The organism is Butyrivibrio sp. X503 (genome assembly GCF_003625475.1).
In the GTDB taxonomy this organism is placed as follows: Bacteria; Bacillota; Clostridia; order Lachnospirales; family Lachnospiraceae; genus Butyrivibrio.
Genome location: NZ_RAIQ01000001.1, coordinates 572,372 through 583,899 on the forward strand (window position 1 = coordinate 572,372; position 11,528 = coordinate 583,899).

The window sequence follows — 11,528 nt, forward strand, 5'->3', positions numbered from 1 at the left end:
ATTATTCTAACTACGGAAGTATAACACAAAACGTTTTTTATGCAAAATCACTTCCAGAAAGATTTCTTTTTCTTTCCGCCGTTACCTCCGGGGCCGTCGTCATCAGGATCTTTTGATCCCATCATACGCTCGGCGGCTGTAAGTGAATCACCTGTCTTCTCATCGAACTTCTTAAGCAGTTCTTTTGCTTCCTTGGAAAGCTTATCGGGAACCTGAACCACAAGTGTTACATAGTGGTCGCCTCTCGCATCCTTATCACGAAGTGAAGGAACGCCCTTTCCGCGAAGTCTTACTCTTGTGTCTGTCTGAGTTCCGGCCTTTACATCATATGCAACCTTACCGTCAACGGTATCGATAAGAACCGTTCCGCCAAGTGCAGCAATAGCAAATGAAACGGGAACCATTGAATAGATGTTGATACCCTCTCTCTGGAAAATAGGATGATCGGATACAACAACTTCTACAAGAAGATCTCCTCTGGGTCCGCCGTTAATTCCCGGCTCACCCTTATCGCGGATCCTAACGCTCTGTCCGTTATCGATTCCCGCGGGAATGCTGACCTTGATCTTCTTTCTGCTTGCGATATAACCGGATCCGTGGCAATCAGGACACTTCTCTTTGATGATCTTACCTGTTCCTCCGCAATCGGGGCAGGTCTGAACATTTCTTACGGTACCAAAGAAAGACTGCTGTGTATATACAATCTGTCCCTTACCGCCGCATCGTGTACAAGTTGAAGCGGTAGTTCCGGGCTTAGCTCCTGTGCCGTGACAATTAGGGCAAGGATCCTTAATGGTAAGCTCAAGCTCCTTTTCACAGCCAAAGACAGCCTCAAGGAATGTGATCCTGACGCTGGCTCTGATGTTGGCTCCCTTAGAGGGGCCGCTTCTTGCTCCGCCACGTGTCCTTCCGCCACCGAAGAAATCACCGAAGATATCGCCAAAGATATCACCGAAATCGGCACCGTTAAAGTCAAAGCCTCCGAATCCACCGGCTCCGCCACCTTCAAATGCCGCATGTCCGAACTGATCGTACTGGCGCTTTTTCTCGGGATCGCTAAGAACCGCATAAGCCTCAGAAGCCTCTTTGAACTTCTCGGCTGCAGAAGCATCACCCGGATTCATATCCGGATGATACTTCTTGGCAAGCACTCTGTATGCTTTTTTTATCTCGTCGTCCGAGGCGCTTCTGCTAACGCCAAGCACCTCGTAGTAGTCACGCTTCTGTTCTGACATAATACTCCTCAATCATCAAACTTCTCTGTAATCGCCGTCTACAACATTGTCGTTGTTATCAGCTGCGTTTGAAGCTCCGCCCATGTCAGGACCTGCGCTCTGTGCACCCATATCAGGGCCTGCACCGGCTGCCTGTGCATTCTCATACATCTTAGCAAAAAGTGCCTGAGCGTCATTCATGAGCTTTTCTTTCTGGCTCTTGAGTGAGTCGATCTCACTGTCTGAAAGCTCTTTATCCTTAGTCTGCTCAAGTGTCTCCTTAAGAGCCTTGATGTCATCTTCTACTGTCTGCTTCTGAGAAGCGTCGATCTTGTCGCCTGCTTCCTGAAGAGCCTTCTCTGTCTGGAATACGAATGCATCAGCATCGTTACGTGCATCAATACCCTCTTTACGCTTCTTATCCTGAGCCTCATACTCCTGAGCCTCTTTTACAGCTTTATCGATATCCTCGTCAGACATGTTGGAGCCTGCTGTGATAGTGATATGCTGCTCCTTACCTGTTCCGAGGTCCTTAGCTGATACGTTAACGATACCGTTTGCATCGATATCAAATGTAACTTCGATCTGAGGAACACCTCTCATTGCCGGAGGGATTCCGTCAAGTCTGAACTGTCCGAGTGACTTATTGTCTTTAGCGAACTGTCTCTCACCCTGAAGAACGTTGATGTCAACGGCTGTCTGGTTATCAGCTGCTGTTGAGAATACCTGGCTCTTCTTGGTAGGAATTGTTGTGTTACGCTCGATAAGTCTTGTAGCAACACCACCCATTGTCTCGATTGAAAGTGAAAGAGGTGTTACGTCAAGAAGAAGGATGTCGCCTGCGCCAGCATCTCCTGCGAGCTTACCGCCCTGGATAGAAGCACCGATAGCTACGCACTCATCAGGGTTGAGGTTCTTGGAAGGCTCCTGGCCTGTGAGCTGCTTAACCTTCTCAACAACGCAAGGAACACGAGTTGATCCACCAACAAGGAGAACCTTTCCGATATCTGCGTTTGTAAGACCTGCGTCCTTCATAGCGTTCTGAACAGGGATAGCTGTTCTCTCTACGAGGTCATGAATGAGCTCTTCGAACTTAGCTCTTGTAAGGTCTACGTCAAAGTGCTTAGGGCCGTCAGCGCCTGCTGAGATGAAAGGAAGGTTGATGTTGGTTGTTGTTGAAGAAGAAAGTTCCTTCTTAGCCTTCTCTGCAGCTTCCTTAAGTCTCTGCATAGCCATCTTGTCGCCTGAAAGGTCAACGCCTTCTTTATTCTTGAAATCCTGTACCATCCAGTTGATGATAGCCTGGTCGAAATCATCACCACCAAGGTGTGTATCACCGTTTGTTGAAAGAACTTCGATGACACCGTCACCGATCTCGATGATTGATACGTCGAATGTACCACCACCAAGGTCGTATACCATGATCTTCTGCTCTTTCTCGTTATCAAGACCGTAAGCAAGAGCTGCTGCTGTAGGCTCGTTGATGATTCTCTTTACATCGAGACCTGCGATCTTACCTGCGTCCTTTGTTGCCTGACGCTGTGCGTCATTGAAATATGCGGGAACTGTGATAACCGCTTCTGTAACTGATTCGCCGAGATACTGTTCTGCATCAGCCTTGAGCTTCTGAAGGATCATGGCTGAAATCTGCTGAGGTGAATACTTCTTGCCGTCGATTGTACGTCCGTTGTCTGTACCCATGTCTCTCTTGATTGAAGAGATTGTGTTGTCTGCATTGGTAACTGCCTGACGCTTTGCGGGCTCACCTACGATTCTCTCTCCGTTCTTTGTAAAAGCTACGATTGAAGGTGTTGTTCTTGCTCCCTCTGCGTTAGCGATAACAGTGGGCTTACCACCTTCCATAACTGCAACGCAGCTATTTGTTGTACCTAAGTCGATACCTATAATCTTACTCATTTTTACTTTCCTCCGTATACTATCTTAATCTTCTGTATTTTTTTATTTCGAAACACCAACCATGCTGTGTCTGAGCACGGTATCGTGGAACATATATCCCTTTTGAAGTTCCTGTGCAACAACTCCGGATTCATACTCCTCGCTGTCCACCTGCATAACCGCATTGTGAAGGTTTGGATCGAATTCTTTACCCACAGCTTCAATTGGGGTTACTCCAAGATCTTCCATCTGCTTCATGAGCTGCTTGTAGATCTTGTTCATGCCATCCGCAAAGGCTCCGTCTTTTTCCTCTTCGGGAACTGCCAGAAGGCCTCGCTCAAAATTATCTATTACGGGAAGGAGCTTCTCAAGGACACTGCCCTGGCCCTGCTCAAACATCTGAGCCTTTTCCTTGTCTGTTCTCTTCCTGAAGTTATCAAACTCAGCGACCTGTCTCATAAGTCTATCGTTAAGCTCGTCAACTTTTTCTTTAAGAGGATCTTTCTTTTCTTTTTTATTAAAAAGACCTTTCTTCTTATCCTCCGAAGCTTCTTCGGCTTCATCGCCTTTTGCTTCCGCCTTGGCCTCTGCAGCCTCTGCTTCCGTTGTCTTGGCTACAGTTTCTTCTTTTTCCTGAGCCTCTTTCTCAAGTTCATCCATGATGTTCTCGAGAACTTCTTTTTCTTTCTCGCTCACAGGCTTCTTTGCCTTTGACTGAGCCTGCTTATCTGTACTACTCAACTCATTGCCTCCTGAACTTATTTCTTTTTATCAAAGTACTACTTGCCCTTCTTGTAGAGATCGTCTAGGGCATGTCTCATATTCTTAAGTGTTGAGATAACCTTGTCGTAGTCCATTCTCTTGGGACCGATTATTCCGACCGTTCCTCTCATTCCGTCTCCAAGCTCATAGGTTGCGGTTACAACGCTGCAATCCTTCATCGCCTGTACGGGAGTCTCACTTCCGATGTAAACCTGAATTCCGGTCTCATCCGTCTCTGCGGAAAGAGTTCCCTCTACGATACTGCCAAGATCCTTGGTATCCTCAAATGTGCTGATGAGTTCACCCGCCTTGGTGCTGTCCGTAAGTTCGGGATATTTGAAAAAGTTCATCGTTCCGCTCGTGTATATCTGAAGATCTTCATCTGCAGTGATTGATTCAGCCGCAGCGTCGATCACGTTTCCGATAATTCCACTGTGAATACCCGCTTCCTGCTTAACTGCGGATATAAGTCCGAGATTAATGTCCTCAACCGCAAGTCCGTCCAGTCTGGTATTCAAAAGTATGTTGAGTTTGAGCATAGTCGCATCGTCAAGAACTTCCTCAACGGGAATAATCTTATTCTTGATGACGTTGCCTTCTATAACAATAGTCGCAAGAAGATGCTCATCATCTACCTTGGAAATCTGTATGAACTTGAGCTTGTTCTTCTTGATCTGAGGCGCTGAGATCATCGTGGCATAATTGGTGTCGATCGCTAAAGTCTTGGCCACTTGCTTAAGGAGATTCTCAAGCTTTTCTTCTTTATCAAGAAGCATCTCCTTCATGTTCTCAACTTCCTTCTCCTTATCCCTAAGCATCTCGTCTACATAAACTCTGTAGCCCTGATCCGAAGGAATACGTCCCGCGGAAGTATGTGGCTGAATAATAAGCCCCATCTCCTCGAGATCCGCCATCTCATTTCTGATGGTAGCGGAGCTTAAGTTAAGATCGGTGTATTTGGAGATTGTACGGCTTCCGACAGGGTCGCCCGTCTCCAAATAGTTCTGAACTATTGCTCTAAGTATTTTTCTTTTTCTCTCATCAAGTTCCAAAATGTCCACCTTCCTATGTATTCACCGGTTAAATTCATGGGATGGTTTTTAAAGTGTTAGCACTCACCATGATTGAGTGCTAACATTAAAATATCACTACCATAGGATGATGTCAACTATCTGAAATAATGAAAAATCTGTAAACTCGACTTGCGGCTCATCGCATTTCGAATCTACAGATTTTTTATTATTTATTAAAGAACTCTTTTGCCTTAAAAAAGAAGTAATACAATCCTCCGGTAAACCCGCTTATCTCAACCGGTGAAATTCCCTTTTCCTCATTGAGTTCCCTGAGCTTCTCCATATCTTCCCGATCCAGTTCAAAGTCGAATATATCAAGATTTTGCTTCATTCTTTCTATATGTGTGGATTTAGGTATAAGGATAATATCCGATTGGAGCATGTAGCGCAGGCAAACCTGCGAAGAACTCTTCATGTGCTTTTTACCTATCTCGGTAAGGACCGGATTTTCAAAGATGTTTCTTTTCCCTTCCGCAAACGGCGCCCAGGACATATGCTTGACTCCAAGCTCTTCCATGCATTCATGAAGCTTTTTTCTCTGATAAAAAACATGAGTCTCGACCTGGTTGACCATGGGCTTGATCTCTGCAAACTCATAAATCTCACGAAGTTCTTTTTCATTAAAAGAAGAAACTCCGATAGCTCTTACTTTTCCTTCCCGATACGCTTCCTCCATTGCGCGGTAGATCCCGAAGTAATCACCGGCGGGCTTATGGATAAGGAGTAAGTCTATGTACGGCGTCTGTAATTTTAAAAGTGATTCTTCTATAGAAGTTTTGGCTCTTATATATCCCGAATTGGTTATCCAGACTTTGTCGACTATAAAAAATTCTTCTCTGGGCACCGCACTCTTTTTTATCGCCTCTCCGACTGCCTCTTCATTTTTATAAAACTGTGCTGTATCTATCAGACGGTTTCCCGCACCTATCGCATCTTGCACGCATCTGACACACTCTTGTGGTTCGATCTTGTAAACGCCATATCCAAGCATAGGCATTTTTACACCGTTAGATAATGTTGTGTATTCCATTCGTCTCCTGTTCCGAAATCAGAGTCTGAAAAGAATCATCTTATTGTGCAGGCATTCTCAGAAATCTTCTTCATAGTAGCATTCCTCGTTTAACAGTTCCTCAATATGATCAAGCAGATCTCTGGCCTTCTTTATTCCCGCTCTGTCCGCATTGATAGAGTAATAGATCATTGTTCCTTCTTTTCTTGAAGTAACAAATCCCGCGTCCTTTAATATCTGCATATGATGAGAAACGGCAGGTCTTGAGAGATGCGTCTTTTCAGCCAGATCTACCACTCTCGTTCCTCCGCATTTTTCCATTATCATCACAGACATCAGGTACTGCCTCGTTTCATCACCGATCGCCGCAAGCATTTTCTGACATTCTTTAAACTCAGACTGTAATTTCTTTGATTCTTTTTTGGAGTCCATGGATCACCTCCGATGTGCTTTTGGGTGCACATCGCTTTCAGTTAATCTGTTCATTTGTTTAAACAGTTGCATTATAGCATCATTTTCTTTTGACAGATCATTCGTAAAGAAAATCAAGACGGATTCAAAATCCCATAGAAAAAAGCGCAGACTTCACCCTTTATCCGTTTCGGCAAAAGTCATCGTGAATTCTTTCATATCATCAAGTCTCAAGAGGATAGCTCCTCTTGAATCTTTATTATCTCTCCCGCCGCTTGCGCAGCCGCCATCTATATCGATCACATTCTCTACGGTAAAAGACGAAAGCTCATGCTCGCCTTCGCCGTATACGATATCTGCCATGTAACATGCGGGAACATGACCAATGATAAACGTCCACGGCTTGTAGTAGATATAATCGCGAATATCCTTATAAAGGTCCGGCCTGAAAGGAGAATTCCAAACAATGTAATTCACATCATTTTCATCCATCTCTTTAAAAGGTATATCGATCTTGTCAGGCAAGAACGCCGTATGGGTTAAAAGAAATATCTTTTCATTTACTTCTATCTTTAATGAAAGCGGACAGGAATAAAGCCAGTCCATAAGCTTCACACGCTCTTCCTTCTTGAGGCGTTTGTACTTGTTGAATGTCCTGTCGCCTCCGTTCCACCAAAGCCATCTGTCAGCTTCCGGTCCATGATAACCGCTTATATCAGACTTGGCGCTTCCGCGCGGATCAAGCACTTCAAGCATCATGACCTCATGGTTTCCCAAAAGAAAATGCATGTTGGGAGAGTTCATCACATGCTGCAAGATCTTTATTCCGTCGGGTCCGCGATCCACCGCATCACCGAGCATATATAATTCGTCCGCGTCAGAAAAAGCCACTTTCTCAAGTAGCTTTAAAAACATTTTATATTGCCCGTGAAGATCTGATATTACGTATGTCGCCATGTTGTCTTTCCTTTAATCTGAAATATGCTAAAAGCATTTACTCTAAGTAAACATTATACACTTTGTTTTAGTTTCATCACTGTATTTGTGATAAAATTCTAATGATAAAAAATAACAGATTATTGATGATTGGAGACATTATTTATGAGTGAAAACAAAAAAGATCTAAAAGTATACTTCTTTAAAAACGTTCCGGACAGCTTGGGAATGATCGCACTTACAGGCATTCTCCTCTTTATAGGAGGCATCGCCGCCTTTGTGATAAATAATAAATCTCTTACAGATTCGCATGGCGGTCTTACAAACGTCGGTATCATTGTTCTCATAATCGTTACCGTTTTAGGACTTGGCGGTCTTATAGTTGCATTCAGATGCATTGGTTTATCAAACAACTTTGCTCACGGATTTATGGCAGAGCGCGACGGACATGTTTATGTATTCACTATTAATCCGCAGCGTTTAAAAGACGGAAACGCCGTTCCGAATATAGGAAGGATCGGAAGAGCCGTAAACGGCGTGCTCCAGATGCAGACCGTAAATAACTATTACAAGCAAATGGATGAAGATAAAGAATCCATAGATTTTTATAATGATGTCAATACATGGCTTGATGAAAACTACTCTTTCTTTTATAGGATAAGAGATCTGGAATCAAATGATTTTTCGAAATATGAAAAGTCATTGTATTTAAAAGCGTACGACGAATGCAAAAACACTCCGGATCAATAAAAATGATTCGGAGAGCTTTCATTTTTTTCTTTAATCTTCACCAACCAGATGCACGATCATGGGTTCATGTCCAACTTCGGGCAGGAACTTATTAAAGATATCTTCTGTCTTGATCTTGAGGCTTGATGTACATACACATGGATGACATCCAATGTATTCACCCTTCTTTACATCTTCATCAATAAGAAGTTGAACCGCATGCTCCTTGTCATTCATGAGTCCCATGATGCTGACAGCGCCCGGCTCGATATCAAGAAACTTAAGCATATCATCTGCATCCGCAAATGAAAGTCTTGCTGAGTTGATCTGAGACGAAAGCTCTTTTGTCTTAAACTTTTTATCCCCGGGCATCATAAGAAGATAGTATTTTGTCTTCTGTCTGTTGCAAAGAAAAAGGTTCTTGCAAATAATAACTTCAAGCACCTTATCTATTTCATTACATGCTTCCATATTGTCTGCGGGAGCATGATCTGTTCTCTTATAATTTATTCCAAGCTTATCAAGAAAATCATAAGTGCGAACTTCTCTTGAAAGTCTTCCTTCTGTGCTATCGGGTCTTCCGTCAAATAATTCCATTATCCTATTCCTTTCATGTATAAAAAAAATAGCAATTATCCATTATACTGGACAATTGCTATTTTAATATCAAATCATTTAAGCTTCAATCATCAGATATCAGCCTTGCCCTGAACCTTATCGTTTACAACATAGTATGCTGCATTCTCTTCGGGCTTGATATAAATGCTGAGCTTCTTGATACCGTTAACATCTCCGGCCATCTCATTCTTATAATTATCCTTTACGCTTGCAACGATATCATCGTAAGGAAGATGCTTGTAAGAATACTGAAGCTCGATATTAACCTTCATATTGGTAACGGCCTTCTTAGCTGTTGTCTTCTTTGCAGTAGACTTTTTAGCCGTTGTCTTTTTAGCTGTAGTTTTCTTTGCTGTTGTCTTCTTTGCTGCCGTAGCCTTTGTAGCAGTCTTCTTAGCTGCTGTTGTTTTCTTAGCTGTTGTAGCTTTCTTGGCTGTTGTTTTCTTTGCAGCTGTCTTAGCTGTTGTAGCTTTTTTAGCTGTTGTTGCCTTCTTAGCTGTTGTAGCTTTCTTGGCTGTTGTTTTCTTTGCAGCTGTCTTTGTAGCTGTAGTCTTAGAAGCAGCAGCTGTTGTCTTCTTTGCGGTTGTCTTCTTAGCCGCAGTAGTCTTCTTTGCAGTAGACTTCTTAGCTGTTGTCTTCTTTGCTGCAGGTTTCTTTGCAGCGGGCTTCTTTGCTTCAGCCTTTACTTCAGGCTTAGCAGGTGCTGCCGCAGGCTTCACCTCTGCTGTAACTGTAGGTGTCTTGATTGTTGCAACAGGCTTGATAGTAGCTTCGGGTTTGTTAATCTCAGCCATTTATTCATCCTCCTCAATAAGAAAAAACATTATGTTTTTTTATAGCTCGTTATAACAATAAAGTAGTTACGTAATATAGTTTACGCTTGTTTTGATACATTGTCAACGTCCGCACACAAGAACAGCGCTGTGTTTCGAGGTCATCACAAAACACAGCGCCGCATTTTTTCTAATTATTTAGTTCAATCTTTTGAAGAAACCCTGTCTGCCACGGAAGCATAAGCTGCCGTAAGTGTAAGAAACATCAGCACTCCGCCGACTATATCAGTGAACCAATGAACACCCGAAAGAAGTCTTCCGATCACAGTCATCACGATAATAAAAACAGAAACATAAGTTATTATTTTTATAAGTTTTTGATTTTCGATTTTCTTTTTAAGATTAATAACTGCAGTACTTAAAATAGTTCCTACAACAAGTACGTGTGTTGATGGAAATGATGTCTCAAGCTCAGTCTCTCCGGGTGAAAGAAAAGGTCTGTAGTTGATCGGTATCTTTGAAAAAGCAACATAAAGAATTGCGATCACAACATAAATTCCGGCAAGCACATAGAGATCTTTATCTACTTTAAGAAGACTCTTTTCCCTGATCAGACTAAGAAGTCCCATCACTGCAAAGTACAATGCAACAAGAACTGCGACGAGCATAAACACATCCGTGATCTTGTCCCACATAACATTAAGTCCTATCGCATCACGTATCACTGTGTTGAAACAAGAAAAGCCTACGCTTGTTCCTTCCGCGCCGACGGGCTTTCTGTCAACGAATGTGATAAGCAATGTATATACAACGGTTATAACAAAAAACACAAAAGGTTTTGTCGTCTTTTTATTATTCATATTTAAACTACCACCTTTAAATTATTTTCCATAAACCTCTGCTACAAATTTACGAAGTCTTTCCATAGCTCTTTCTACTTTTTCGGTATCGATGCAGTAAGCCATTCTGAAATATCCGGGTGCTCCGAATCCGTCTGTCGGAACAAAGATAAGATCATAGTCTTTGGCCTTTTTGCAGAACTCGATTGAGTTCTCTTCAAGTGCCTTTGGCATGATGTAGAAAGTTCCGCCGGGCTTAACCACTTCAAATCCAAGCTCTACAAGTGTGTTGTAGATGATGTTCATGTTGGTCTCGTAAACAGAAAGATCTGCTGTCATGCCGCAAACTTTTGCAACTGCCATCTGAATGATCGAGGGTGGACAGTTATGACCTGTTCCTCTTGAGATCTGTCCGCACATGGGAACAATGAACTCCGCACCTTCGCATGCAGGATTAACGGCAACATAACCGATTCTTTCTCCGGGAAGTGAAAGTGATTTGGAGAATGAATAACAGCTAAGTGTGTTGTCGTAGAACTTTGATACGTAAGGAGCATCCGCGCCCTTAAACACGATCTCTCTGTATGGTTCATCGGACATAAGATAAATAACATGTCCGTACTCTTTTGATTTATCAGTAAGGATCTTGGCAAGTTTTGTAAGTGTCTCTGTTGAATATGCAACACCCGAAGGGTTATTGGGTGTATTTACAAGAACAGCCATTACTCCGGGATTTAACATCTCTTCAAACTTCTCGAAGTTGATCTGGAAACTTGTTGTATCTGCAGGAACGATGCTAAGCTTGCAGCCTGCTCCCGTGATGTAAGGTCCGTACTCGGGGAAGAAAGGAGCAAATGCGATCACTTCGTCTCCGGGTTTTGTTATCGAACGAACAGCATGCGCGATAGCTCCTGCAGCTCCCGTTGTAGGGAAGATGTGCTCGGGACCGTAGTTCATTCCGAATCTTTCATTAAGTGATTTTGCTATCTCCGCTTTGTATAAAGGATTACCAAGACTCGGTGTGTATCCGTGAAGAGTCATTGTATCCTCTTCCTGAAGAAGTCTTATCATCTCGTCCGTGAATTCCTTGGGAACTTCAACGCTTGGATTTCCGAGACTGAAATCAAAAACGTTCTCGTATCCGATCTCTTTTCCTCTTGCTGTAGCATACTCTGAAAGCTCTCTTATAACGGACTTTGCTCCGAGCATGCTCTTAAAACTTTCATTGATCATTACTTCTAATCTCCTCCGTACTACTTATTATATTG

12 protein-coding genes are annotated in these 11,528 nt (G+C 42.9%); 1 reads left to right on the forward strand and 11 read right to left on the reverse strand.

All coding sequences use genetic code 11. The annotated features are described in order from the left end of the window. Positions 1-47: 47 nt before the first annotated feature. The 7 genes from dnaJ to D6853_RS02640 form a co-directional block, all read right to left on the reverse strand. Complete coding sequence (gene dnaJ / locus D6853_RS02610) at positions 48-1,235, reverse strand: molecular chaperone DnaJ (RefSeq protein ID WP_120656236.1); 1,188 nt, start codon at positions 1,233-1,235, stop codon at positions 48-50. A gap of 15 nt (positions 1,236-1,250) precedes the next feature. After that, complete coding sequence (gene dnaK, locus D6853_RS02615; protein WP_092247507.1) at positions 1,251-3,131, reverse strand: molecular chaperone DnaK; 1,881 nt, start codon at positions 3,129-3,131, stop codon at positions 1,251-1,253. Positions 3,132-3,173: 42 nt separating this feature from the next. After that, positions 3,174-3,851 carry a nucleotide exchange factor GrpE gene (gene grpE / locus D6853_RS02620; protein ID WP_330541199.1) on the reverse strand — a complete coding sequence of 226 codons (678 nt, stop codon included), beginning with the start codon at positions 3,849-3,851 and terminating at the stop codon, positions 3,174-3,176. Positions 3,852-3,889: 38 nt separating this feature from the next. Beyond that, on the reverse strand, positions 3,890-4,924 hold the full coding sequence (hrcA, locus tag D6853_RS02625; protein ID WP_120656237.1) for a heat-inducible transcriptional repressor HrcA: 1,035 nt from the start codon (positions 4,922-4,924) through the stop codon (positions 3,890-3,892). Positions 4,925-5,111: 187 nt separating this feature from the next. Then, positions 5,112-5,975 (reverse strand): aldo/keto reductase, encoded by an 864-nt coding sequence (locus D6853_RS02630; protein ID WP_120656238.1) that lies wholly within the window; start codon positions 5,973-5,975, stop codon positions 5,112-5,114. Between the two features lie 57 nt (positions 5,976-6,032). After that, complete coding sequence (locus tag D6853_RS02635) at positions 6,033-6,386, reverse strand: ArsR/SmtB family transcription factor (RefSeq protein ID WP_120656239.1); 354 nt, start codon at positions 6,384-6,386, stop codon at positions 6,033-6,035. Positions 6,387-6,539: 153 nt separating this feature from the next. Beyond that, complete coding sequence (locus tag D6853_RS02640) at positions 6,540-7,322, reverse strand: metallophosphoesterase (RefSeq protein WP_120656240.1); 783 nt, start codon at positions 7,320-7,322, stop codon at positions 6,540-6,542. 144 nt (positions 7,323-7,466) lie between these two features. On the opposite strand from D6853_RS02640, the gene D6853_RS02645 reads away from it, so the two are divergent. Beyond that, positions 7,467-8,051: a hypothetical protein gene (locus tag D6853_RS02645; RefSeq protein WP_120656241.1), complete on the forward strand. Its 585-nt coding sequence runs from the start codon at positions 7,467-7,469 to the stop codon at positions 8,049-8,051. Positions 8,052-8,081: 30 nt separating this feature from the next. On the opposite strand, the gene D6853_RS02650 is transcribed toward D6853_RS02645, so the two are convergent. The 4 genes from D6853_RS02650 to D6853_RS02665 all read right to left on the reverse strand — a co-directional run bounded on the left by D6853_RS02650 (position 8,082) and on the right by D6853_RS02665 (position 11,493). Then, positions 8,082-8,627 (reverse strand): prolyl-tRNA synthetase associated domain-containing protein, encoded by a 546-nt coding sequence (locus tag D6853_RS02650; RefSeq protein WP_120656242.1) that lies wholly within the window; start codon positions 8,625-8,627, stop codon positions 8,082-8,084. A gap of 92 nt (positions 8,628-8,719) precedes the next feature. After that, positions 8,720-9,442 carry a DUF6465 family protein gene (locus tag D6853_RS15370; protein ID WP_199712991.1) on the reverse strand — a complete coding sequence of 241 codons (723 nt, stop codon included), beginning with the start codon at positions 9,440-9,442 and terminating at the stop codon, positions 8,720-8,722. Between the two features lie 182 nt (positions 9,443-9,624). Further along, a complete protein-coding gene (locus D6853_RS02660) occupies positions 9,625-10,281 on the reverse strand; it encodes a phosphatase PAP2 family protein (protein WP_120656243.1) in 657 nt (218 codons plus the stop codon). Between the two features lie 21 nt (positions 10,282-10,302). Further along, positions 10,303-11,493 carry a pyridoxal phosphate-dependent aminotransferase gene (locus tag D6853_RS02665; protein ID WP_120656244.1) on the reverse strand — a complete coding sequence of 397 codons (1,191 nt, stop codon included), beginning with the start codon at positions 11,491-11,493 and terminating at the stop codon, positions 10,303-10,305. Positions 11,494-11,528: the final 35 nt, after the last annotated feature.

Coding starts and splice junctions, on each gene's coding strand:
- dnaK (WP_092247507.1), bottom strand. CDS start 3,131: ATGAGTAAGATTATAGGTATCGACTTAGGTACAACAAATAGCTGCGTT.
- D6853_RS02645 (WP_120656241.1), top strand. CDS start 7,467: ATGAGTGAAAACAAAAAAGATCTAAAAGTATACTTCTTTAAAAACGTT.
- D6853_RS02640 (WP_120656240.1), bottom strand. CDS start 7,322: ATGGCGACATACGTAATATCAGATCTTCACGGGCAATATAAAATGTTT.
- D6853_RS15370 (WP_199712991.1), bottom strand. CDS start 9,442: ATGGCTGAGATTAACAAACCCGAAGCTACTATCAAGCCTGTTGCAACA.
- dnaJ (WP_120656236.1), bottom strand. CDS start 1,235: ATGTCAGAACAGAAGCGTGACTACTACGAGGTGCTTGGCGTTAGCAGA.
- D6853_RS02630 (WP_120656238.1), bottom strand. CDS start 5,975: ATGGAATACACAACATTATCTAACGGTGTAAAAATGCCTATGCTTGGA.
- D6853_RS02635 (WP_120656239.1), bottom strand. CDS start 6,386: ATGGACTCCAAAAAAGAATCAAAGAAATTACAGTCTGAGTTTAAAGAA.
- D6853_RS02665 (WP_120656244.1), bottom strand. CDS start 11,493: ATGATCAATGAAAGTTTTAAGAGCATGCTCGGAGCAAAGTCCGTTATA.
- D6853_RS02660 (WP_120656243.1), bottom strand. CDS start 10,281: ATGAATAATAAAAAGACGACAAAACCTTTTGTGTTTTTTGTTATAACC.
- D6853_RS02650 (WP_120656242.1), bottom strand. CDS start 8,627: ATGGAATTATTTGACGGAAGACCCGATAGCACAGAAGGAAGACTTTCA.